The sequence below is a fragment of the Nocardia sp. NPDC005366 genome (assembly GCF_040606855.1).
Taxonomy (GTDB): domain Bacteria; phylum Actinomycetota; class Actinomycetes; order Mycobacteriales; family Mycobacteriaceae; genus Nocardia.
The window spans coordinates 192,008-215,392 of the sequence record NZ_JBEXFQ010000003.1; the positions used below are offsets into that span (position 1 = coordinate 192,008).

A 23,385-nucleotide genomic window follows, 5' to 3' on the forward strand; every position below is an offset into this window, starting at 1 on the left:
TATCCGCTCGGGCCGGGTTGCCTCACGGCACCTCGATAACCCCTTCGTCCACCGCCCATTTGATGGTCTTCTCCAGACTCGGGCAGGGGTCGGGACGGCCGGGCGCACTGCCCTTGGCCGCGAGTTCGGCGTACACGGGGCAGTGGGCGGCCGGATTGTCCGTCCACTGCACCGAAGTCTGATGCGAACTCGTCTTGCGCACCAGTACCCGACTGCGACAGGCGTGACAACGCAGCGGCGTCAGCCCCTCTTCCAGGTAGCGGTGTTTGTCGGCGATGGTCTGGGACTGCACTTCGGCTCGCCGAGCGGGTTGATCGGCGAAGTCGGGTGCCTTGGCCCAGGTCGCGGCCATCAGACACTCGCCTCCGTCTGAGCTGCCTGCGCCGCGTCGTCTTCGGCCTTGCGCCGCAGGTTCTCCGCGACCTCGGCCTCCCACGCCTCATTGGCCTTGGTGGTGTCGACTTCGAATTCGAAACGCTGGGTCATCTTGTCGGTGACGTCGGCGAGGTCGACGTAGAACTGGTCGTACCAGCGGCGCAGCTGGTAGACGGGCCCGTCCTCCTCGCACAGCAGCGGATTCTCGACCTTGGACTTGTGCTTCCAGATCTCGACGTCCTGGAGGAAGCCGACGCTGATGCCATCGGTCATCTTGGCGGCCAGCTTGTCGGCGGTCTCGGCATCCACGCCCTGCGGCTTCTCCAGGGTGATGCCCCACTGCAGCACGAAAGAATCCTGCGTCACCGGGTAGTGACAGTTGATCAGGACGCTCTTGACCTCGTATCCGCTGTAGATATTGACCAGCGGGTTGATCATGTAGGAGGGTCCGAAATAGGACGCCTCCGATTTCAGCAGGGTGTCGCCGCTGTACTTGGAGGCCATGCCGATATCGGGACGGCCCTTGGTCTCCAGGAACTGGGTGGCGATATGACCTTCGAAGACATTCTTGAAGTAGGTCGGGAAGGCGTAGTGGATGTAGAAGAAATGCGCCATGTCGACCACGTTGTCGATGATCTCGCGGCAGTTGGCGCCCTCGATCAGCAGCGAATTCCAGGTCCAGTCGGTCCACCCGCTGTCGCGCTGCTCGGAGGCGTTGCCCTGCGCGTCGGTGTAGGGGCCGGCGATATGGGGGATGGTGACCTCGGGCGGCGGCTGAGCGCCCTCGTGGTCGTGCCAGACGAACAACTGTCCGTTGCGCTCCAGCGTGGTCCACTTGCGGGTGCGAGCAAGCGGGGGTACGCGGCGCGCGTACGGAATCTCCGAACATTTGCCATTGGTGCCCGACCAGCGCCAGTCGTGGAACGGGCAGGCGATGTCGTCGCCCTTGACCTCACCCATCGACAGGTCGCCGCCCATATGCCTGCAGTAGGCGTCGAGCACGCGCAGTTCGTCGTTGCTGTCGGCCCAAACGACGAGCTTGGTGCCGAAAACGTTCACCGCGTGCGGCTTGCCGTCGCGGAACGTCTTGGCAAGGCCGATGCAATGCCATCCCCGCGCATACCGGGTCGGCACGGAACCGACGTCCAGGTCCCTGACCTTCGCACCGCTCCCCTGTGGGGTAACCGCCATCGCGAATCCTCCTCCTTCTGTACTAGAACACGTTACAAAAATGTCGCGTTCCACGCCAGCGATTCTGCCGACTTCCAGCACATGTCCTTCGTCTCACACCGATGAACACGGGTTCTCGACATAAATAAGAACGTGTTCTAGTCTCAGAGGCAAATGAGTACCGGTTACCAATCCGACCAGGCAGGAGCAGGTCCCGAGATGACGCAAGAAGTGACCGAACGGGTCGAAGCGCTGTTGCCGACGCTGCGCGAGAAGGCGCAGGAGGCAGAGGACCTGCGGCGCCTCCCAGACGAAACCGTGAAGGCACTGCAGGAGACCGGATTCTTCCGGCTGCTGCAGCCCAAACAGTGGGGCGGCTACGCGGCCGATCCCGTGATCTTCTACGACACTGTCCGCAAGCTCGCGAGCGCGTGCGGCTCGACCGGTTGGGTCGCGGGCATCATCGGCGTGCACAACTGGCATCTGGCGCTGTTCCCGCAGGAGGCGCAGCAGGACGTATGGGGCGAGGACACCGAGGTCCGAATCTCGTCGTCCTACGCGCCGATGGGCGCGGGCGTCGTGACCGACGGCGGTTACACCGTGAACGGCGCGTGGGCCTGGTCCTCGGGCTCCGACCACGCGGACTGGGTTGTCGTCGGCGGGCCCGTCATCAAGGACGGCAGGCCCGTCGATTTCGGCAGCTTCCTCATCCCCCGCTCCGACTACCGCATCGATGACGTGTGGAATGTGGTCGGCCTGCGCGGCACCGGCTCCAATACCGTTGTGGTGGAAAACGTTTTCGTGCCGCGCCACCGGTTCCTCAGCTTCCGGGCGATGAGCGAACTGCAGTCCCCTGGCCTGGAACAGAACACCGACCCCGTGTACAAGATGCCGTGGGGCACCATCCACCCCACCACCATCTCCACCCCCATCGTCGGCATGGCCTACGGCGCGTACGCCGCGCACGTGGAGCACCAGGGCAAGCGCGTCCGCGCCGCGTATGCCGGGGAGAAGGCCAAGGACGATCCGTTCGCCAAGGTGCGGATCGCGGAGGCCGCCAGCGATATCGACGCAGCGTGGCGTCAACTGTCGGGCAATGTGGCCGAGGAATACGCGCATCTGGTCGCGGGCGAAGAGGTTCCGTTCGAACTGCGGCTGCGAGCCCGGCGCGATCAGGTCCGCGCCACCGGACGCGCCATCGCATCGATCGACAAGCTGTTCGAGAGCTCCGGTGCCACGGCGCTGGCGAACGACACACCGCTGCAACGATTCTGGCGTGACGCGCATGCCGGACGGGTGCACGCCGCCAACGATCCCGAACGGGCCTACACGGTCTTCGGCTCGGGCGAATTCGGCCTGCCGATCACCGACACGATGGTCTAGGAGGACCGAGCCGTGACTTCGACGGTGGAACTCACCTACGAATCGACTTCCCGCTACGCCCAGGTGCGTCCCGATCTCCGACTGCACTACCACGAAGCGGGCGTCGGCAACGGCCCGACGATCGTGCTGTTGCACGGCGGCGGACCCGGCGCTTCCTCATGGTCCAACTTCTCCCGCAATATCCCGGTGCTGGCCGATAACTTCCACGTGCTCGCGGTGGATCAGCCCGGGTTCGGCCGCTCGGACAAGCCGATCGATCACCCGCAGTACTTCACGCACAGCGCGTCGGCGCTGAACGATCTGCTCGATCACCTCCAGATCACCGAACGCGTGCACCTGCTCGGCAATTCGCTCGGCGGCGGTGCGGCGGTGCGGTTCGCGCTCGACTATCCCGATCGGGCGGGCAAACTCGTGCTGATGGGTCCCGGCGGGCTCAGCGTGAACGTCTTCGCGCCTGACCCGACCGAGGGCGTGAAGAATCTGGCGAAGTTCAATTACGAACCGACCAGGGCGAATCTGGAAGCGTTCCTGCGGATCATGGTTTTCGACCAGTCGCTGATCACCGAGGAACTGATCGACGAGCGTTTCGCCTCGGCGAGTCAGCCGGAATCGCTCGCCGCGACGAGGGCGATGGGTAAATCCTTCTCCGGACCCGATTTCGAACAAGGCATGCTCTGGCGCGAGGCGTACAAACTGCGCCAGCCGGTGCTGCTGATCTGGGGCCGCGAGGACCGGGTGAACCCGATCGACGGCGCCATCGTGGCCACCAAAATGCTGCCGCGGGTGCAACTGCACGTTTTCGGCGGCTGCGGGCATTGGGCGCAGTTGGAGAAATTCGACGAATTCAACCGGCTGGCATCGGACTTCCTGGCCGGTTCACGGGTGTCCCGCACAGCACAGGAGGGATGATGAGCATTCGATCACTGGGGTATCTGCGCATCGAGACCGCGAATATGGCGGCGTGGCGCGAATACGGGCTCAAGGTGCTCGGCATGGTCGAGGGCAATGGCTCGGATCCGGAATCGCTGTACCTGCGGATGGACGAATTCCCGGCCCGGCTCGTCATCGTGCCAGGCGACAAGGAACGCCTGCTGATCTCCGGCTGGGAGACCGCGAATGCCGGTGAACTCCAGGATATCCGGGACCGGCTCGACGCCGCGGGCGTGCCCTTCAAGGAGGGCACCGCGGCGGAGAAGCTGGATCGGCGCGTCGACGGGCTGATCCGTTTCGAGGATCCGTCCGGCAATACCCTCGAGGCATTCCACGGCGTCGCGCTGGAGGCGCGGCGTCTGGTCACGCCGTACGGGCACCGTTTCGTCACCGAGGAACAGGGCCTCGGCCACGTGGTCCTCAGCACCACCGATGATGCCGCGTCCCTGGTCTTCTACCGCGACGTCCTGGGTTTCCGGTTGCGCGACTCGATGCGCATGCCACCGCAGATGGTCGGGCGCCCGGCCGACGGCGAGCCCGCCTGGCTGCGTTTCTTCGGCTGCAACCCACGCCATCATTCGCTGGCCTTCCTGCCGCTGCCGACTCCGAGCGGGATCGTGCACCTCATGCTCGAGGTGGAGAACGCCGATGATGTGGGTCTCGCCCTGGACCGCGCGTTGCGCAAGAAGGTACCGATGTCGGCGACGCTGGGCCGCCACGTCAACGACAAGATGCTGTCGTTCTACATGAAGACGCCCGGCGGCTTCGACGTCGAATACGGTTGCGAGGGACTCGAAGTCGAGGACGAGTCGTGGATCGCCAGGGAGTCCACCGCCGTGAGCCTGTGGGGTCACGATTTCACGGTCGGCATGAAACCCACATGACGGACGGGGTCGGCGAATCCGTGACGGACGCGGCCGAGACGGTGAGTCCGGTGATCGATCCGCGTCAGTTCCGCGATGTGCTCGGGCAGTTCTGCACCGGTATCACCGTGATCACCACGTTCGACAGCGACGCGGCCCCCATCGGGTTCGCCTGCCAGTCGTTCGCCGCGCTGTCCCTGGAACCGCCGCTTGTCCTGTTCTGCCCGACCAAGACCTCCAGGTCCTGGGCGGCGATCGAACAGGCGGGCCGCTTCTGCGTCAATGTCCTCGCCGAGGAGCAGCGGGCGACGTGTGCCAGATTCGGTTCCCGAGATCCCGACAAATTCGCCGGAATCCCTTGGCGCACTTCCGAAATGGAACTTCCACTGCTCGACGACGCGCTGGCGACCATCCAGTGCGCGGTGGACAGCGTCATCGACGGCGGCGATCACTACATCGTGATCGGCCGCGTGCATGCCCTGTCGGAATCCACCGACTCCGGCAGGCCGCTGCTGTTCTATCGGGGCCAGTACACCGCCATCGAACCGGATAAGACCACACCGGCCCCTTGGCGCGCGGATCTGGACCACTTCCTCACCACGACCACCCTCGACACCTGGCTCTGACTTCGCGCACGCGGAACGGCCGCGCACCCGATGCGCGGCCGTTCCGCGTCTGCCCGGATTCAGCAGGCGATGCGCGGCCGGACCTCCACGACGAGATCGGCATCGACTGCGGGTCAGGCGGAGGCGGCGCGGAGGGCGAACCAGCCGGTGGTGGGGTCGGCGTAGCCGTGGTAGAGCAGGGGGATGCGCTCGTCGATGTCGAAGTGGCGGTAGATCGCGAGCATGGCTTGGCGCACGGCGTAGTCCTGGAAATCGTCCACGCGGCGGGGGCCTATGGGGCGTTCGGGCAGGAGGGACAGGCGGGCCATATCGTCGGCGTCGGCGGTGTCGAGGCCGACGGGGGCCGGATCGTGGATGAGGTGGTCGTGCAGGATCGCGCGGGCTCGTTCGTATTCGGGCAGGCGGGCGGGGAAGGTCCGGAATTCGGCACGAACCGAACTGTGCGGATCCACCTGGGTCTGGATCAGGGTCATCAGGTCGGGTCGCGGCATCGTCAGGCCCGCGCGCAGCGGCGTCTGTTCCAGGAGGTGCAGAATGCAGCGGCCGTGGGCGAGCGGTTCGGGGACGAGGAAGGCCGCCAGCACGGGATCGGCGTATTCGCGGCAGGTCAGGCAGGCTTTGACATGGGTCGGATCGGTCATGCTGTCTCCCTCCGAGAGGGGCGTCGGTCGCTCGGACTCGTCGGCGACCACCGGGTGTTATCCATCGAGCGCCGAACGCGGAGATTTCTCGCACCGCCCGACCAGATACGCCCCTGCCAGTATAGGGGCCGTGGCACCTGTCGGGCAGGCCCGATCAGGGGCGCACGGAAACCTCCGAACAGGTCGCGGCGGCGGGCGACGCGTCGGCGAGGAATACGGTCTGGGCCATCATGCGAAATCCGGACATCTGCTCGCGGAATACCTCGATCGATTCCTCCGGGTGCACCGAATCGATCACCGCGTGCGGGCCGAAGGCATTGAACTGGTGACTCACCCCGCGTGGAATCTGCATATCCACGAATGAACAGGGCGGGACGATCAGGTTGTATCGGAGGCGGCGCACTCCCGGCGGGGTATCGGGCAGATCGTCGGTGAACTGCTCGGGCCGGAACGGTGTCACGCCTTCGACGTGCGTCACCTCGAACGGCGAGAGGCTGCTCACCCGGATATGGGTGTCGGGGCCGGTCATCATCCGCACGAAACGCAAACCCGTGTGCAGATGCATACGCGAACAGATTCCGCGCTCGCCGACGTCGTAGAAATCCATCAGGTACCGGTCGGCGAAGAAACCGTCGAAGGGTTTCTCGATCATGTACACATCGCCCTCCTCGAATGTCTGCGCGCGGACGATGCCGTCGGCGTCGGGTGTGGTGGCCGCGTTGACCGCCTTGGCCTTCCTGACGATCTCGGCGAAGGTCCGCACGACGACAAGCGCGACCTCATCGGGGAAACGCGCGACGGGCGTCACCGCGTTGCGGCCCGCGTCTTCGAAGTCGGCCACCTCGTGGATCTCGTTCTCGTCGTCCGCGGTGTTCTTGATCCGAGGATCGGACATGGGTGGTGACTCCTCTCCGCCTGTGCTCGTGCCGGTCGCCGCCGGTTCAGGGGCCCACCTCGAAGGCGCGCAACCACAGTTCCAGCGACAGCACCAACCACAGCTTGCCGCCTTGACGCGGCAGCAGCGCGCCGTCCCCCCGCAGCCAGGCTCGAATGGTGTCCTCCTGGAACAATCCGCGAGCCCGTGCGGAGCGGCCGAGCAGTAGATCATGGCCGAGCTCGCGCAGCGGACCCGCCAGCCACTGCTGCACCGGCACCCGCATCCCGCTCTTGGGGCGGTCGACGATGGTCGCGGGCAGCAGATCGCGGACCGCCTCTTTGAGAATCCATTTCTCGGCGGTGCCCGCGAGTTTGAAGCGCGGAGGTACACGGAAGGCGTGATCGATCACGGCGCGATCGAACAGCGGTGCGCGTCCCTCCAGTCCACTCGCGGCGGTGAGCCTTTCGACCTTGGTGAGGATATGGTGCGCGCCTTTGGTGCGCAGATTCGTATGCAGCAACTGGTTGAGCAGACTCGTCATCGCGCCCTGTGTGAGATAAGGCGTGAGCAGATCGGTGAGCGGCGCCGCGTCGCTGAGCGCGGTGAGTGCGTCGGGGCTCAGGAGCACAGGAAGATCGCCGTAGCATTTGCGGTAACTGTCCAGATAGGCCAGCGCTCTTGCCCGGGGATCGGGATCGTCGCGGGTGAGTTCGAAGATCAGCATCGGCAGATTCTTGGGGCCGCCGAACACCGGATCACCGCCCTCGCCGTTGAGCACCACCCGCGCACCGTCGGCCGCCGCGGCTTCGGCGAGCAGCAGATTGGGGACCGTCAGCGGATCCCCGACGGGACAGTCCAATAGCGCCACCGTCTCGGCCAACCGGTCCGCGACGATCTCGCCCGGGACCGTGAGCACCCGGTGCTCGGTATGGCAGTGCGCGGCGACGAGTCCCGAATACGCGAGTTCGTTGGCCGTGGTCCCGGTGAAGGCGATGGAGTAGGACCGGACCGTCTGGTCGTGGGCCTTGGCGGCGAGTGCGGTGACCAGACTGCTGTCGATACCGCCGGACAGTAGTACGCCGACCGGTTCTCCCATGGGGAGTCGTCGCGCGGTCGCGTCTTCCAGCAGGGCGCGCAGTTCGAGGGCGTGTTCGGCGGCGGACCGGTCATCGATGGCCTCGCATGGCTCCCAATAGGTTTCCTCGCTGGTCGTCCCATCCGCGCGCAACCGCAGCAGGCGGCCGGGTAACACCTCGTAGACGTCGCGCAGCAGGGTTTCGCGGCCGGGCAGATAGGCGAAGGTGAGAAAGGACTGCACCGCGGGCAGATGCAGTCCCGTCCGTAATTCCGGCCAATGCCGCACGGCGCGTATCGAATTCGACGCCATCCACGAATCGCCGGTCCCCGCGTAGAACAGGGTGCGGGTTCCGACGTGATCGCGGACCAGCACGAGATCAGATCCGTCGCTGATAGCAAGGGCGAACATGCCGTTCGCGCGGGCGATTCCGTCGGCACCGAATCGCAGGTAGCTGTGCAGAAGTAGTTCGGCGTCGGTCCCCTCGCGCGGGGCGTGCGTGCCGAGGCGGGCACGCAGTTCGGCGGCGTTGAAGAGGGTGACCGCGCCGACCGCGGTCACACCGCCCGCGATGAAGGGACCCAAGCCGTCCCGCAGCGCGCCACGCCCCGAGTCCGTTCGCCGGTCACCGCCCGTATCGGCGGGGTCGTCGGACAATCCCAGCGCGGACCGGCCCGAGGTAGTTCGCCGATCACCGCCCGGCGTACCGGCGGGATCATCGAGCAAACCCAGTGCGAACCGCCCGGAGACCGACACCGGATCGCCGCCGACGGCGCGAATCCGACCGGCCGGATCATCCGGGGTGAGGAAGGCACACCAACGCGACATTCGCATCCCCCTCAGCCGAAATCGCCACCGTCGTCGCCCGGGTCGTCATCCCAGCCGCCGTAGTCGTCGGACCCGCTATCGGAACCGGAGGATTGCGTCGCGGCCTGCCTGCGCAATTCGTCCTCCTCGGCCGCCGACAGGCTGTGCGGCGGCATGATCAGACCGCCGAGCAGCGCACCGCCCGCGACCGCGGCCAGGATCGCGCCGAGCCTGCCGCCGAAGGAGGACCGGTTGACGGTGAGCAGCCCGTCGCCCCAGAGGGTGCGGCCGTATCCGGATTCCCTTCCGTACAGCACGGTTCCATCGCTGTACACACGTTTCACCAGGCTGCGTCCCAGCGGTTCGTCGATACCGGAACCACCGCTGTCGTCGCGCCAGGACACCACCGTCCCCGGTCCGCGCGAACGCCACTCCTGACGTCCGTCGGAATAGCGCCGATGCACCGTGCCGTCGGTGAGCAGTTCATCGGTGTAGGTGATCTGCCGTCGCACCGACATGGGCAGCCCCTTTCATGCGGTGGGCCAGGTCAGGAAACCGGATGCGCGGACTCGGCCCCACTGCGTCGACGTGCCGCGTGGACGTACCTCGCGCACGAGGCGGTGCACGGTGCGCAACAGGGAGGCCGGGCGTACCGCGTCCACTTCGACGAACCGGCCGCGCCGAAGCCAGGCGCGTTCCCACGGATCGACCGCGGATTCGAGATCGGTGGGCGGGCCGGACAGATGGGTCAGATGCAGCGAACCCGCTTGGCGCGGGCGCAATCCCAGCGCGACGACCCGGACTCCCGCGGGGACGTCGGTGAGTCCGGGCAGACGATCGCGGAAGGTGAGTCCATCGGCACTCGCCTCGTGCAGCAGGTAGATGGTCGCCCGCTCCACCAGAGTGAGCATGCCCGCCACCCGCGGATCCAGCGGCAGTTCGGCCGCACTCAGCACCGGACAGGCCGATTCCATCGGAACACCGTTGGCGCGCAACATCTGTGCGATGCCGTCGGATTCGCAGACGAGCAGGCGCGGCAGGCCGTAATCGAACAGATCCGGTTCGGGGGTGTGCCGACCGGCGGGAGACCTGCGGGCGGGTTCGGGGGTCAGCAGGCCCGGTACCGGTCCGTGATCGGCCAGCGCGGCAAGGAAATCCGGATACCGCACGGGTGCGGGGACGGTGAACGCGGGACGCCGCACTCCGCGCGGTACGGGCAGCAGGGTCCGGCAGAGCTCGTAGTAGAGCTGACGTTCGGTGAATCGCACACCGCTCGGTGCACCGGCCCGGTCGGCGGCGACCCGTAGCGCCCGGCCCAGGACCTGCGCTCTCACCCGGTCGGCCACGTCAGGAAACCTACCTCGCGGGCGCGCTTGCGGTCGGGGTCGGCTGCCTCTTCGACGCGCTCGACGGCGCGGGTGAGCGCGGCGAGCAGTTTGGCGGGCGGCACCGCCGCGAGCGGCGACCACCACCCTTCTGCCAGCCAGGCGATCTCGGCGTTCGACAGCGGCTCCGCGCGCAGTCGCGCGACATCGACGACGCTGCTGTCGACCGGGTCGCGCAATCGCAACGCCTTGTCCTTGCCGAGGAGCGCGCGCGGCGTCAGCCCGACCGGCACCGCTCGCTTGCCGAGCGCGGCACGGGCCTGCGCGGCGAAGGCGATACCCGGCACGCTCGCATCGTGCAGCACCAGCACCGGAACCTCGGGCGGTAGCCGATCGATTCGACTCGCCAGCGCCATCCCCCAGGTCTCGGCGACATTGTTCGCCGAAAGGCACACGAGCACACCGTGATCCGGGCACAACAGCGCGAGCCGCGGCGACCGCGGCGCGGGCGGCAATTCGGCCCGCTCGTTCACCGACCCGAGCGGCGGCGCGCCGTAGACCTGGAGCCAGCGGCCGACCACCTCTTTGTGGAACCGGTCGTAGGACACCGGCATCCGCACCGGAGCAGTGCGCATATACCGGGGACGCAGAGCGGTGAGCAGAACATTGACCAGCACCAGCGCGGTGATGCCGAGACCGAGGACGAGCATCCCGGGGAACAGAGCGGTCAGCAGCAGGACGAAGGTGGCGACGGCGATCGGCACCGACACCATCAACCGCCGTCTGATGAACTTCTTACGCAGGTCGGGAAGCTGTCTACGCGAGGCCGCGTACCAGAGTTGCGGCAGCGTGTACCGAAGATTGCGCCCGTCCCCGAGTCGTTCGGCCAGCTTGCGCACCCGCATATCGTGCAGGCCGAGCACGCTTTCCTTCGGCTCCAGCGCGAAGACCCGTCGGCATTTCGAACAGCGCCGATCACCGCGTTCCTTGCGCAGCAGATTCGCATTGCAGTGCGGGCAGATCATCGGTCACCGACCCTCCCGAACGCACAGCGACCCGGTCGCCGACGAAACTGGATCCTCACAGGTACGGCATACCGGATTCGTGAGAATTCCGCGACCGCTGCACACGAACCGCCTATGACACCCCGGACAATTCTTCGACAGTTCGCCCGCGACCCCACTCGTCCGGAGAGAGCCATGTTTCCGCACTCCTGTCTCGGGAGCCGGAGACAGTAGAGCCATGTCGCTACTCGGCCGCATCACGACGAACCCCGAAATCTGCCACGGCAAGCCCGTGGTCCGGGATTTGCGGTACCCGGTCGAGATGCTGCTCGAATTGCTCGCCTCCGGCATGACCGTCGCGGAAATCCTCGGCGACGCGCAGCTACCTCGTCGGCTTGCCACCTTCCTGGCGGATGGGAAGCGACCGACTCGTCGGACATACCGATAAGTCACCGACGGCCGACGAACTCATCGAGCGGCACAGGTAACAGCCACGCGTCGGCTACGCCCAGATGTGTCAGGCCGCCGACGAGGTCTTCGGCGGCGGGGATCGTACAGGCGATGACGAGGGGTCGCGCTCGTAGCACCGGGACATGGGCGGGAGCCGAATACCGAGACGGGCCACGTTCGGCGGCATGCCGGACATGCCCCCCGGTATCAGGCGGTCGCGGCGGACTGTTCGCGTTGCAGTTCCAGGGCGATATCGATGAGCTGGTCCTCCTGCCCGCCGACCAATTTCCGTTTGCCCGCGCGCACGAGCATTTCGGCGGCGGAGACGCCGTAGCGTTCGGCCTGGCGTTCGGCGTGCTTGAGGAAGCTGGAGTAGACGCCCGCGTAGCCCATCATCAGGGCCTGGCGGTCGAGCAGGCATTCCTGCGGCATGACGGGACGGACCACGTCTTCGGCGGCGTCGGCGATGGCGAAGAAATCGATGCCGGTCTTGATGCCGATCTTGTCGCACACCCCGACGAACGCCTCGACGGGGGTGTTACCCGCACCCGCGCCGAAACGCCGTGCGCTGCCGTCGATCTGCTTGGCTCCCGCGCGCACCGCGTACACCGAATTGGCCACGGCCAGATCGAGATTCTCGTGGCCGTGGAAACCGACCTGGGCGTCATCGCCGAGTTCGGCGACCAACGCCGCGACGCGATCGGACACCTCGTCGAGCACGAGCGCGCCCGCCGAATCGACCACGTAGACGCATTGGCAACCGGCGTCGGCCATGATGCGAGCCTGTTTCGCCAGCGCCGCTGGCGGCTGGGTATGCGACATCATCAGGAAGCCGACGGTTTCCAGACCGAGTTCGCGCGCGAGACCGAAATGCTGGATGGAGACATCGGCTTCGGTGCAGTGGGTGGCGATGCGGCAGATGGACGCGCCATTGTCCTGGGAGATCTTGATGTCCTCCTTGACCCCGACACCGGGCAACATGAGCACGGCGATCTTGGCCTGTTTCGCGGTTTCGGCCGCGATCTTCACCAATTCCTGTTCGGGGGTTCTGGAGAACCCGTAGTTGAACGAGGAGCCGCCGAGTCCGTCACCGTGGGTGACCTCGATGACGGGTACGCCCGCGCCGTCGAGCGCGGAGACGATATTGCGCACGTCCTCGCCGGTGAACTGATGGCGCTTGTGATGGGATCCGTCACGCAACGAGGTGTCGGTGACGCGGACGTCGAAATCGGTCCAGAAAGTCATGATGAGCTCCTCACACCCGAGCCGCTGTGTCCGATTGGTCGCCTCGCTGCGCTCGGCTTCCGATGTGCTGTGCCATGACCTCGCCCACCCGGGTGGCGGCCGCGGTCATGATGTCGAGGTTGCCCGCGTACGGGGGCAGGAAATCGCCCGCGCCCTCGACCTCGACGAAGACCGAAACCTTCGCCATACCACCGGAAATCACCGAGGGCGGATCGAATTGCGGATCGTTGAGCAGCCGGTAACCGGGCACATACTGCTGGATATCGGCGACCATGCGGTGCACGGATTCGGTGATCGCGTCGGTATCGGCGTCTTCGGGGATCGCGCAGAAGATGGTGTCGCGCATGATCATCGGCGGATCGGCCGGATTCAGGATGATGATCGCCTTACCGCGTGCGGCCCCGCCGATGGTTTCCACCCCGCGCGAGGTGGTCTTGGTGAATTCATCGATATTGGCGCGGGTGCCGGGTCCGGCCGACACCGAGGCCACCGAGGCCACGATTTCGGCATAGGGCACCGCGACCACGCGGGAGACGGCGGCGACGATCGGAATGGTGGCCTGGCCGCCGCAGGTGATCATGTTGACATTCGTCGCGTCGATATTCGCGCCGAGATTCACCGGAGGCACCACGGCCGGGCCGATGGCCGCCGGGGTGAGATCCACCGCCCGGATACCGGCCTCGGCGTAACGGGGCGCGGCGGCCCGATGCACGTAGGCCGAGGTGGCCTCGAAGACCAGATCGGGCAGTTCCGGCTGGGCGAGCAGCCAGTCGACGCCTTCGTGCGAGGTTTCCAGCCCGAGCCCAGCGGCCCGCCGCAAACCCTCGCTCTCCGGATCGATCCCGATCATCCACCGCGGCTCGATCGTCTCCGAGCGGAGCAGTTTGTAGAGCAGATCGGTACTGATGTTGCCGGACCCGACGATCGCGGCGGTGACGGTCCCATTAGTGGACACGATTGGCCTCCTGGGGATGGCAGCCGACGGAGTCGGCGGGATGGGGCGGGCTCAGGTGAATTGCAGACGGACCGAACCGAGTCCGGCGAACTCGGCGGAGAAGACATCTCCCGGCCTGGCATCGATGGCGCGGGTGCACGATCCCGGCAGCACGATGTCGCCTGCCCTGAGCCGCACACCGAACGAGGCGACCTTGCGGGCCAGCCAGGCCACCGCGATGACGGGATCGCCGAGTACCGCGTCGCTGCGACCCTCGGCGACGACCTCACCGTTGCGGGTGAGCACCGCGTCGATCGCCTTGATATCGATATCTTCCGGCGCGACGCGGGCGCGACCGAGGACGAATCCGGCGGAGGAGGCGTTATCGGAGATGGTGTCGCACAGCCCGATATTCCAGTCCTTGATGCGCGAGTCGATCAGTTCGATCGCCGGCGCGTAGGCGACAGTCGCGGCCAGCACGTCGGCCTCGGTGCAGTCCTCGCCCGGCAGATCCGCGCCGAGCACGAATCCGACCTCTACCTCTACCCGGGGGAACAGGTAGCGATCCGCCTCGACCGGGCGCTCCTCGTACACCTCCATATCGGCGAGCAGGTGACCGTAGTCCGGTTCGTCCACGCCCATCATCTGCTGCATCGCCTTCGAAGACAGGCCGACCTTGTGGCCGACCACCTCGGCGCCCTCGGCGAGTCTGCGCCGGATATTGATGAGCTGGATTTCGTAGGCGTCGACCACGTCGATATCGGGATACCGGTCGACCAGTTTGTCGATGGCGACCCGCTCACGTTCGGCGACAGCGAGTTCTTCGGCCAGGTGGATTCGCACCGCGTCGGACAGCACGCTAATTTCCTTCCACTGTGATGGTGTCGAAACCGGACACCCGTTCGGCCGCCGCGCCCGGATCAGCGGCGGCCGCCGCGCCCGCGCGACGGCCGGAGAAGACACAGTCGGCGAGGGAGAGTCCGCTGACATAGGAGTCGGAGCAGATGCCGACGGCGGTCCGGCCCGCGGCGAACAGTCCGGGGATGTGCTCGCCGGTGGTCGATCTGACCGCGCCGGTCTGCTCATCCACGACGACGCCGCCGAGGGTGAGCATCGGGCAGGGATTGATGACGCTGGGTTTGATACCTACATCCAACAACCAGAACGGCGCGGTCCGTACGGGTTCGGTGAATTCGGCCGGTTTGCCGACCGGATCCGGGGTGCCGTTCGCGATGGCGGCGTTGTGGGCGGCGACCGTTTCTCGCAATCCGTCCGGATCGATACCGGCCTTGGCCGCGACCTCCTCCAGGGTGTTGCCGCGCACCGCCCCGCGCCGGATCACCTCGAACTGGGCGCGCTGGAACCACGCGCCCTGTTTGCCGATCTGGGAGATCGCGGTGCGCATCAGCGGGTCGTCGGCGAGGACCCAGCCCTTGCCGTCGTGTTCGGTGATGAGCGCGTGCCCGACCGCGGCACCGTAGCGGGTTTCGTCGATCACCCTCCTGCCCGCCGCGTTGACCAGCAGGGACGCGGTGAACGAGCTGGGCGGAAGGATGAAACGCCAGGCGGAGATATTGCCCATCCGGTCGGTGTCGGCGCCGACCTGCCGGGCCATCAGGATGCCGCTGCCATCGTCACCGGTGCTGCCGAGGGCGAGTCCGTGGCGATAGCGCGGCCCGTATTCGGCCATCATGGTGCGATTGGCGATGAATCCGCCCGCGCTGAGCACGACGCCGCGGCGGGCAAGCACCCGGATCGTCGTGCCGTAGCGGCGATCGAGCCGGTCCAGCTGTTTTTCGATGGCCTTACGCAGCGGCGGGTAGTAGATACCCGGCTTGGCGGCGATTTTCGCCATCCGGGTGTACCGGTCGCGGACGCGGCCGGGGGCGTCGCGCAGCGAGAGACATTCGACGCCGATCACCGCGCCGTTGTCATCGGTGATCAGTGCCGTTGCCCGCGTCAGGGTTTCGACCCGCACGCCGCGGCGCGCGGCGGAGGCGGCCAGTGGTCCGGTGAGTTTCTTGCCCGAGGTGCCCTTGCCCTTGACCCGGTGGCCGCGTTGCGCCGGTTCGGCGACCTCGCGCCCGTAACCGGAGACCTCACTGCCCGAGTGGTACAGGTAGTAGCTGTCGTTCGGATACGAGGTCTTATAGGGGCACAGCGACGGCTCGAACGGCACGCCGTGCTCGGTGAGCCAGTCGATCATGGCCGGGCTCTGGTCGACGAATCGGCGCAATGTCTCCGCAGCCACGGCCGAACCGACCTCACGTCGCAGGTAGTCGAGCATCTGCTCGGGGGTGTCCCGCACTCCGGCCGCCTCCTGCACCCAGGTGCCGCCGCCCGCGTAGATGATCCCGCCCGACAGCGCCGAGGTCCCGCCCCCGGTGAACCGCTCGAGGACAAGCACCTGCGCGCCGGCGGCCGTCGCTTCCAGGGCGGCGGCGGCGCCCGCCGCGCCATATCCGACGACGACGACATCCGCGGCGAGGTCCCATTCGACGCCCATATTCACTCCGGTCTGAAACTGAAACGAGTTTCTCGGCTAGTGGAATGCCAAGTAAGTCTTCTGCCAGACAACATAGACCAATGGCGCCCTCATTCTATAACGTGTTCTACATGACTGATCGGGAATATGACGTGGTGGTGGTCGGCAGCGGCGCCGCCGGCATGACCGCCGCACTCACCGCCGCGCACCACGGGCTGAGCGTGGTGATCATCGAGAAGGCCGCCCACTACGGCGGTTCCACGGCGCGCTCCGGCGGCGGCGTATGGATCCCCGGCAACAAGGCGCTCACCGCTTCGGGTCGGCCCGACGACCGCGAGGTGGCACGGACCTACCTGCACAGCATCATCGGCGACGTGGTGCCCAAAGAGCGGATCGACACCTATATCGACCGCGGTGCGGAAGCCTTCGATTTCGTCCTCGATCACACCCCGTTGAAGATGCGCTGGGTGCCCGGTTACTCCGATTACTATCCCGAAGCGCCGGGCGGCAAGGGTGAGGGCCGCTCGTGCGAACCCACGCCGTTCAACGCCAAAATCCTCGGTGAGGAGCGGTTCAATCTGGAGCCGCCGTACGCCAAGGCTCCCCTCAACGTCGCCGTCACCCAGGCCGATTTCGTCCGGCTCAACCTCATCCGCCGCCACCCGAAGGGCATGATGCGGGCCATGCGTGTCGGCGCGCGCACCTACTGGGCGAAATTCACCAACAAACACCTGATGGTGATGGGCCAGGCGATCATCGCCGCTATGCGCAAGGGCCTGCTCGACGCGAATGTGCCACTGCTGCTGAACACTCCGATGACCAAGCTCGTCGTGGAGAACGGTGCGGTCACCGGGGTCGAGGCCGAGCAGAACGGCGAGACCGTGCGGTTCACCGCCAAGTACGGCGTCGTGCTCGGCAGCGGCGGATTCGAGCACAACGCCGAGATGCGCACCAAGTACCAGCGCCAGCCGATCGGCACCGAATGGACCACCGGCGCCGCGGCCAATACCGGCGACGGCATCATCGCGGGCATGGAGGCGGGCGGCGCGGTCGGCTTCATGGAGGACGCCTGGTGGGGGCCGACCATCTTCAAGGGCGGCAGGCCGTGGTTCGCGCTGGCCGAACGCAATCTGCCCGGCTGCATCATGGTCAACCCCGAAGGTAAGCGGTTCGGCAACGAGTCCGCGCCCTACGTCGAGGCCGTGCACACCATGTACGGGGGCGAATACGGACAGGGCGAGGGACCGGGCGAGAACATCCCCGCGTGGCTGGTGTTCGACCAGCGGTACCGCAACCGATACATCTTCGCCGGACTCCAGCCCGGCCTGCGCTTTCCGTCCCGTTGGATGGAGAACGACAATATCGTCAAGGCCGACACCCTCGAGGAGTTGGCGAGCGCGATCGGGGTGTCGGCGCAGACGCTGGCCGCGACCGTCGCCCGGTTCAACACCTTCGCCGAGTCCGGGAAGGACGAGGATTTCGGCCGCGGCAACAGCCACTACGACCGTTACTACGGCGATCCGACCGTGAAGCCGAATCCGTGCCTGGCCGGACTGGTGCAGGGGCCGTACTACGCGGCCAAGATCGTGCCCGGCGACCTCGGGACCAAGGGCGGGCTGGTCGCCGACAGCGCGGGCCGGGTACTGCGCGAAGACGATTCGGTCATCGAGGGCCTGTACGCCTCGGGCAATTCGAGCACCCCGGTCATGGGCCACACCTACGCCGGACCCGGCGCGACCATCGGCCCCGCGATCACCTTCGGCTACCTGGCCGTCCTCGATATCGCCGAACGCAAGAAAGCCGGTTCCGCCAAGGCCGCCGCCGAGGCGTGAGCCGATAGCACGACATCGTGCGGCTCGGTCCCCGACAACGGTTTCCCGGGGACCGTCCGGCGACGGTGCGACATTCTGTCCACAAGCCTCGACAAGGGAGATCCGATGCCCATCGACCCGAAGATCGCGCTCGGCGCCGAACTTCCCGACCTCGCGTTCGCCTGGACGCCCTCCGATATCCAGCTCTATCACCTCGGCCTCGGCGCGGGCGCTCGCTGGACCGATCCGGCGGAACTGCGCTACCTCGACGATCGCGCCCCGCAGGTGCTGGCGACCTTCGCCGCCGTCGCGCCGACCTTCCACGACACCGAACCACCCGAGGTGATCTTTCCCGGCATCAATATCGACCTGGCGAATGTGGTGCACGGCTTCCAGGAGGTGCGGCTGAACGGGCCGATTCCGACCTCGGGCAAGGCGACCCGCAAGGCGCGCATCACCGAATTGTGGGACAAGGGTTCGGCAGCCGTCATCGTGCAGGAGCACACCGTCGTCGGCTCCGACGGCGCGCCGCTGTGGACCACCCGTTCCTCCATCTTCGCCAAGGGCGAAGGCGGTTTCGGCGGCGAACGCGGTCCGCGTACCAGAACCGAATTACCTGACCGCGCCCCGGATTTCGACGTGACTGTGCCGACCCTGCCGCAGCAGGCATTGCTCTACCGCATGTCGGGCGATCGCAACCCGCTGCATTCGGATCCACAATTCGCCCGTGACGCGGGTTTCCCGAATCCGATCCTGCACGGACTGTGCAGTTACGGCATGGTGTGCAAGGCCGCCACCGATACGGTGCTCGACTCGAATGCCGGTCGCGTCACCGGATTCAGCGCCCGATTCGCGGGTGTCCTCTACCCGGGCGAGACCATCCACGCCCGTATCTGGCGGGGGGATGACGCGCTCACCATCGCCGCCACCGCGGTCGAACGCGAGGACGCGCCCGTCCTCGGTGACGTCACCCTGTGGTTCGAATAGGTCCGGCGACACCCGTTGTCCCCGTGGACAACGGGTTCTCGTGGCACCGCGCTCGACTATCGACCCGGCGGCGGTCCCGCCGCGACGGGACCGTCTGCCGCGGCCCGCGTCCTGCGCACAGCGACGCCCTGAATAATCAAGCCGTACAGCAGGATCACCAGAATCGGCGCGGCGATCGGCGCCCAGGCCAGCCGCACGGGTAGCAGGGCCGCGCCGATGGCGCAGACGGCGAAAACGACCGCGCCGGCCACCGAGGGCACCGTGGTCGGCACCACGCCCGCGGGCGCGGACACCGTCGCGGTATTCAGCAGATAGGTGGTTGCCACCAGACCCGCCGCCGCGGCGGCGAGTACGCCGGTATCGGCGGCGACGAGCACTCCGAGCGTCAGCAGCACCGCCGCCACCGCCGCGGGCCGCAACCACCAGCCCGCGACGACGAGGACGAGCGCGGGTATCGCCGCCAACGGCATCATCAGCATGACCGAGAGCACCAGCAGGCCCCCGGACAGCACCGCGAGGAATCTGGTCATCGGCGCACCCGAACCGTTCTGCGGTGTTCCGGCAACAGGCGCATGACCTGATCGAGCCTGGCCCCCTCGGGCCACGCGACGATATCCACACCGACCGTGCCCATATCCCGATACATCGTGGCCCGCTCCAGCTGCCACATGCGAGCCAGTGTCGGATCGAGCCCGTCGCGGAACGGCGTGCCGCGCAGGACGTCGACCACAACGACCACATGTCCGCGTTTACGCAGGTCGATCAGCGCGAGCGCGAACTGGGTGTCGAGCAGTGTGGAGAATGCCACGACGATCGCGCCGAGCGGCACCGCGGCGTGCGGGGCCAGGGTTCCGGTGGTCTCGATATGTTCGTCGCCGACCTCGAGCACCGTGTCGACGATGCGGTAGAACTGGCGGCGGCCGATATCGGGGCGCAGCCAGCGCGGCGTGCCACCGAGACAGACGACCGCGGTGCGGTCACCCGCCTGCAGGGTGGACTGCACGACCTGCGCCGCGCCGCGCACCGAGAGTTCCAGCGAATCCGTCGCGGGGCCGGGGGCCTGCTGCGAGGTGTCGACCAGGACGACGACATCCGCGGAACGATTGGTCAAACGCTCGGTGACGTAGAGCCTGCCCCGCCGGGCGCTCACCGCCCAGTTCACGGTCCGCAACTGGTCCCCCGGCGCGTAGGCCCTGATATCGGCGTATTCGACACCCGGCCCGTATTTCCTGGTCAGATGGGTGCCGAGACGTTCGGGAAGTTCGGTGCGCGGTAACCGCATTCGCTGCGGATCGGTGATCGGGTACACGTAGAGCTGACCGGCGGGCAGCACCGCGGTGGCGACGGCCAGCCCCGCCGGGCTGAGCGCGGAGACTCGCACGGCGCAGGGATAGCGTCCCCAGCGATTCGCGCTCAGAGCCAACCGCAACCCGGCGGGCGCCGTCCCGGAATCGCTCGCCTCCTCGATCTCGATCCCGAGTCCGTTGACCCGCTCCGGTTTCAGCCGCAGCAAAGCGTGCCCCGCGTCGACGTAGGCGGCGACGGCGAGGGTCACCTCTTCGGTTTCGAAGCAGCGCAGCGTGCCGCCGCCGTCGACCTGGATGCTGGTGCGCGACTGCTGCCACGGTGCGGTGGCGAGCACCCCGAGCATGGGCGCGGCGAACAGAATCGGCTGCCACTGCCCGAACGCGATCGCCGCCACCAGCGCTGTCGCCGCGCACACGGCGAGCATGTAGACCAGAGCAGCCGGACGCCACCGCAGTTCGGCCTCGACCGTCGTCGTCGCGTCGCGATGCCGCGCCGCGCCCGACCGCTCGGCGGCCGACGCCTGCGCCGCGTCCCGAAGACCGGCCGCGCCCTGGATGACGGCGGCGCTCGGGCCGACGCCGGACGCGGGGCGGGCAGCGGGCGCGGGCAGGTCGTCGCCGTCCGGTGCGCGATGCAGGCCTCGCATGATCACGTCACGCTTGCGCGCGGAACCGGTAGGCGGCGCAGCAATTCCGCGATCACATCCTCGCCTCGGATCCGTCGCACCCACATTTCGGGTCGCAGGGTGATCCGGTGCGCCATCGCCGGAATGGCCAGCGCCTTCACATCTTCCGGAACCACGTAATCGCGCCCGAGCAACAGCGCGCGCGCCCTCGCCATCTGCACGAGATCCAATTCGGCGCGCGGACTCGCACCCACCTCGACCTGCGGATGCGCGCGGGTGGCCGAAGCCAGCGCGACCACATAGCTGACCACGTCCGGGTGGACCGTCACGTATTCGACCGATTGGCGCATCTCGAGCAGGCCGCCCACCTCGACCACCTTGCCCACCTGCGGCGGTGTCGCGCCCCGCTCCAGCCTGCGCCGGATCATCTGGGTCTCGTCGTGCTCGGACAGGTAGCCGAGTCGCAATTGGATGGCGAAACGGTCCAGCTGCGCCTCCGGCAGCGGATATGTGCCCTCGTACTCGATCGGGTTGTCGGTCGCCAACACGATGAAAGGCTGTGGCAGCGGGAAGGTCTCACCGTCGATGCTCACCTGTCCCTCGGCCATGGCCTCGAGCAGCGCCGCCTGGGTCTTGGGCGGGGTCCTGTTGATCTCGTCGGCCAGCAGCACATTGGTGAAAACCGGCCCGCGCCGGAAATTGAATCGGCCCGACGACATGTCGTAGATCGTCGACCCGAGCAGATCCGCGGGAAGCAGATCCGGGGTGAACTGCACCCGGGTGAAATCCAGGCCGAGAGCGGCCGAGAACGACCGCGCTATCAGCGTTTTGCCCAATCCCGGCAAATCCTCGATGAGGATGTGTCCGCCCGACAGCACCGCGATCATGATCAGCTGCAACTCGTCCCGCTTGCCGACGACCACCCGGGAGATCTCCCTGAGCACGGCCTCGGTCCGCTGAACCGTCGCGTCCATCGGCATCGTCATTCGTCTTCTCGCACTTGTCTCAACCCATTCGTGTGATGAATGCCCACTACATGCCCTGCAGACGCCGCAGGATCTCGTCCAGCGCCGCCCGCCCCGGCGCGCGCGAGGTCTGATCGCGCAGTGCCGAGTTCGCCGGATCGACCCAGCGCCACAGCTCCGGTCCGAATTGCAGGATCCCGGCGGCTTCGGTCGCCCTTCTGTTCTTCGCGACCCGTAGGCCGGTGGACAATTCGAACTCCTTGGCCAGCAGCGGACGCAGATGCCTGTCCCAGTCGGCCCGCGTGCCCTCCGCCCGATCGGCCAGCATCTGCGCCCTCGCCTGCCAGCGATACAACATTTCGGCGGGACCGTTCTCCATATCGTCGGCGGGCTCGTCGGCCTCGACCTCCGCGCGCCGCCGCAGCCCGAGGGTCAACTGAATCATGGCGAGCGCCAAGGGGACCGCGGCCACCGGCAGCAGCGCGCCCGGCACTTTCCCGAAGGTGACCAGCTCCACCACCGCGATGAGGAAGATCGTGGTGGCCACGATCGCGACGCGATTCATCACCGCACCTCCACGACGCTCATATCCGCGCCCCCTGTAGATCGGCGAGGACGATACGCAGCAGCTGTTCGGCGCGCATCCGCTGCCATTCCATCATCGAATGCGGACTGAACCTGGCCTCCTCGAACAGGCTGACCAACTCTCGCGCCGACGCGTCGTGCAACGCGCCGCGTTCGAAGGCCCTGGCCAGCACCTCCATCGGGGTATCGGAGGCCAGTGGCGCCGCGGCGCGATCGGAGGCGAGGCCCCGTTCCATCGCGACATAGCAGGCGATGATCGCGGTGCGCGGGTCCTGGCCGGGCGCGCTCATCGCGGCCAGACCCATTTCTGCGGCACGGGTCAGTGAATCCACCACGACGGCGGGCGCGACCGACACCGGCGACGGCTCCCGGCGCGGTGTGCGACGGGCCGCCAGCACGACGACGACCAGCCCAGCGAGGGCGACCACGATCAGGGCGATGGCCGCGATGGCGGTGAGCAGCAGCGGCGTACCGCTGAGCCCGTCCATGGCGCTGCCGGGGTCAGCGGGCTGTGGCGCGACCTGATCCGGGGTGACGCCGGGACCGCTGTGGGCAGGCGGGGGCGTGGTCTCTTCGCGGCGTCTGACGCCGATCGAGTAGATCGCCGACCCCACGGCGGCGATCAGTGCCAGCACCGCGAGTACGCCGAGTGCGACCTGCCCGGCCCTGCCGAACTGCCACGGGCGCGTCGCATCGTCGCGATCGGTCTCCGGCATGGCCAACGGCAGCCGATGCTGACTCGCGATCACCCCAGCCAGCAGAATCACCACGGAGACGGTGAACAGCACCGGCGTCAGCGCGACCGCGATCGCCGAGGGAACCCAACGATGCTCGCCCGAATCGCCGGTGCCGGGGATATGCCCGCGCAACGCTATCGCGGCGCACGCAAGCAGCGTGATCAGCACGATCACGCG

At 67.1% G+C, this 23,385-nt stretch carries 24 protein-coding genes; 7 read left to right on the plus strand and 17 right to left on the minus strand.

Annotation, left to right across the window (positions count from 1 at the left end; all coding sequences use genetic code 11):
- Nucleotides 1–22: 22 nt before the first annotated feature.
- Nucleotides 23–352 (minus strand): hypothetical protein, encoded by a 330-nt coding sequence (locus ABZS43_RS05290; RefSeq protein ID WP_355034556.1) that lies wholly within the window; start codon nt 350–352, stop codon nt 23–25.
- Complete coding sequence (locus ABZS43_RS05295) at nt 352–1,566, minus strand: Rieske 2Fe-2S domain-containing protein (protein ID WP_355034557.1); 1,215 nt, start codon at nt 1,564–1,566, stop codon at nt 352–354. The genes ABZS43_RS05290 and ABZS43_RS05295 overlap by 1 nt, the downstream gene beginning before the upstream one ends.
- 198 nt (nt 1,567–1,764) lie before the next feature.
- Between ABZS43_RS05295 and hsaA the strand changes: the two genes are divergently transcribed.
- From hsaA to hsaB, 4 genes are read left to right on the plus strand one after another with little or no spacing between them, the layout of a single operon-like run.
- Nucleotides 1,765–2,928, plus strand: a complete 1,164-nt coding sequence (hsaA, locus tag ABZS43_RS05300) for a 3-hydroxy-9,10-secoandrosta-1,3,5(10)-triene-9,17-dione monooxygenase oxygenase subunit (RefSeq protein WP_355034558.1) — start codon at nt 1,765–1,767, stop codon at nt 2,926–2,928.
- Between the two features lie 12 nt (nt 2,929–2,940).
- Nucleotides 2,941–3,837, plus strand: a complete 897-nt coding sequence (gene hsaD / locus ABZS43_RS05305) for a 4,5:9,10-diseco-3-hydroxy-5,9,17-trioxoandrosta-1(10),2-diene-4-oate hydrolase (RefSeq protein ID WP_355034559.1) — start codon at nt 2,941–2,943, stop codon at nt 3,835–3,837.
- Nucleotides 3,837–4,742, plus strand: a complete 906-nt coding sequence (hsaC, locus tag ABZS43_RS05310; RefSeq protein ID WP_355034560.1) for an iron-dependent extradiol dioxygenase HsaC — start codon at nt 3,837–3,839, stop codon at nt 4,740–4,742. Before hsaD ends, hsaC begins: the two co-directional genes overlap by 1 nt.
- Nucleotides 4,739–5,347, plus strand: coding sequence for a 3-hydroxy-9,10-secoandrosta-1,3,5(10)-triene-9,17-dione monooxygenase reductase subunit (gene hsaB / locus ABZS43_RS05315; RefSeq protein WP_355034561.1), 609 nt, complete (start codon nt 4,739–4,741; stop codon nt 5,345–5,347). Before hsaC ends, hsaB begins: the two co-directional genes overlap by 4 nt.
- Before the next feature lie 113 nt (nt 5,348–5,460).
- Here the strand turns inward: hsaB and ABZS43_RS05320 are convergent, their stop codons facing one another.
- The 6 genes from ABZS43_RS05320 to ABZS43_RS05345 form a co-directional block, all read right to left on the minus strand.
- Nucleotides 5,461–5,988 carry a hypothetical protein gene (locus ABZS43_RS05320; protein WP_355034562.1) on the minus strand — a complete coding sequence of 176 codons (528 nt, stop codon included), beginning with the start codon at nt 5,986–5,988 and terminating at the stop codon, nt 5,461–5,463.
- A 154-nt stretch (nt 5,989–6,142) separates the two neighbouring features.
- Nucleotides 6,143–6,883 carry a hypothetical protein gene (locus tag ABZS43_RS05325; protein WP_355034563.1) on the minus strand — a complete coding sequence of 247 codons (741 nt, stop codon included), beginning with the start codon at nt 6,881–6,883 and terminating at the stop codon, nt 6,143–6,145.
- Between the two features lie 46 nt (nt 6,884–6,929).
- Nucleotides 6,930–8,768, minus strand: coding sequence for an asparagine synthase-related protein (locus tag ABZS43_RS05330; protein ID WP_355034564.1), 1,839 nt, complete (start codon nt 8,766–8,768; stop codon nt 6,930–6,932).
- Between the two features lie 11 nt (nt 8,769–8,779).
- Nucleotides 8,780–9,265: a hypothetical protein gene (locus tag ABZS43_RS05335; RefSeq protein WP_355034565.1), complete on the minus strand. Its 486-nt coding sequence runs from the start codon at nt 9,263–9,265 to the stop codon at nt 8,780–8,782.
- Nucleotides 9,266–9,277: 12 nt separating this feature from the next.
- Nucleotides 9,278–10,093, minus strand: a complete 816-nt coding sequence (locus ABZS43_RS05340; RefSeq protein ID WP_355034566.1) for a hypothetical protein — start codon at nt 10,091–10,093, stop codon at nt 9,278–9,280.
- Complete coding sequence (locus ABZS43_RS05345) at nt 10,078–11,097, minus strand: hypothetical protein (protein WP_355034567.1); 1,020 nt, start codon at nt 11,095–11,097, stop codon at nt 10,078–10,080. Before ABZS43_RS05345 ends, ABZS43_RS05340 begins: the two co-directional genes overlap by 16 nt.
- A 217-nt stretch (nt 11,098–11,314) precedes the next feature.
- Between ABZS43_RS05345 and ABZS43_RS05350 the strand changes: the two genes are divergently transcribed.
- Nucleotides 11,315–11,524, plus strand: coding sequence for a DUF433 domain-containing protein (locus ABZS43_RS05350; protein ID WP_355034568.1), 210 nt, complete (start codon nt 11,315–11,317; stop codon nt 11,522–11,524).
- A 209-nt stretch (nt 11,525–11,733) separates the two neighbouring features.
- Here ABZS43_RS05350 and dmpG read toward each other — a convergent pair whose 3' ends face one another.
- Genes dmpG through ABZS43_RS05370 form a run of 4 tightly spaced genes read right to left on the minus strand, consistent with a single transcriptional unit; the run spans nt 11,734 to nt 16,211 of the window.
- Complete coding sequence (gene dmpG / locus ABZS43_RS05355) at nt 11,734–12,771, minus strand: 4-hydroxy-2-oxovalerate aldolase (protein ID WP_355034569.1); 1,038 nt, start codon at nt 12,769–12,771, stop codon at nt 11,734–11,736.
- A gap of 10 nt (nt 12,772–12,781) precedes the next feature.
- Nucleotides 12,782–13,726, minus strand: coding sequence for an acetaldehyde dehydrogenase (acetylating) (locus ABZS43_RS05360; protein ID WP_355034570.1), 945 nt, complete (start codon nt 13,724–13,726; stop codon nt 12,782–12,784).
- Nucleotides 13,727–13,777: 51 nt separating this feature from the next.
- Nucleotides 13,778–14,563, minus strand: a complete 786-nt coding sequence (locus ABZS43_RS05365; RefSeq protein WP_355034571.1) for a 2-keto-4-pentenoate hydratase — start codon at nt 14,561–14,563, stop codon at nt 13,778–13,780.
- Nucleotide 14,564: 1 nt separating this feature from the next.
- Nucleotides 14,565–16,211 (minus strand): FAD-binding protein, encoded by a 1,647-nt coding sequence (locus ABZS43_RS05370; RefSeq protein WP_355034572.1) that lies wholly within the window; start codon nt 16,209–16,211, stop codon nt 14,565–14,567.
- Nucleotides 16,212–16,321: 110 nt separating this feature from the next.
- Between ABZS43_RS05370 and kstD the strand changes: the two genes are divergently transcribed.
- Both kstD and ABZS43_RS05380 read left to right on the plus strand, forming a co-directional pair.
- On the plus strand, nt 16,322–18,022 hold the full coding sequence (gene kstD / locus ABZS43_RS05375; RefSeq protein WP_355034573.1) for a 3-oxosteroid 1-dehydrogenase: 1,701 nt from the start codon (nt 16,322–16,324) through the stop codon (nt 18,020–18,022).
- A 105-nt stretch (nt 18,023–18,127) separates the two neighbouring features.
- The gene (locus ABZS43_RS05380) at nt 18,128–18,988 is read left to right on the plus strand and encodes a MaoC/PaaZ C-terminal domain-containing protein (RefSeq protein ID WP_355034574.1); all 861 of its coding nucleotides are present in this window, start codon (nt 18,128–18,130) and stop codon (nt 18,986–18,988) included.
- Between the two features lie 56 nt (nt 18,989–19,044).
- On the opposite strand, the gene ABZS43_RS05385 is transcribed toward ABZS43_RS05380, so the two are convergent.
- From ABZS43_RS05385 to ABZS43_RS05405, 5 genes are read right to left on the minus strand one after another with little or no spacing between them, the layout of a single operon-like run.
- Entirely contained in the window at nt 19,045–19,518 is a 474-nt protein-coding gene (locus ABZS43_RS05385; protein ID WP_355034575.1) for a hypothetical protein, read from the minus strand.
- Nucleotides 19,515–20,942 (minus strand): DUF58 domain-containing protein, encoded by a 1,428-nt coding sequence (locus tag ABZS43_RS05390; protein ID WP_355034576.1) that lies wholly within the window; start codon nt 20,940–20,942, stop codon nt 19,515–19,517. Before ABZS43_RS05390 ends, ABZS43_RS05385 begins: the two co-directional genes overlap by 4 nt.
- Nucleotides 20,943–20,944: 2 nt before the next feature.
- Nucleotides 20,945–21,907: a MoxR family ATPase gene (locus tag ABZS43_RS05395; RefSeq protein ID WP_355034577.1), complete on the minus strand. Its 963-nt coding sequence runs from the start codon at nt 21,905–21,907 to the stop codon at nt 20,945–20,947.
- A 46-nt stretch (nt 21,908–21,953) separates the two neighbouring features.
- Complete coding sequence (locus ABZS43_RS05400; RefSeq protein ID WP_355034578.1) at nt 21,954–22,451, minus strand: hypothetical protein; 498 nt, start codon at nt 22,449–22,451, stop codon at nt 21,954–21,956.
- Between the two features lie 19 nt (nt 22,452–22,470).
- The gene (locus tag ABZS43_RS05405; protein ID WP_355034579.1) at nt 22,471–23,382 is read right to left on the minus strand and encodes a DUF4129 domain-containing protein; all 912 of its coding nucleotides are present in this window, start codon (nt 23,380–23,382) and stop codon (nt 22,471–22,473) included.
- Nucleotides 23,383–23,385: the final 3 nt, after the last annotated feature.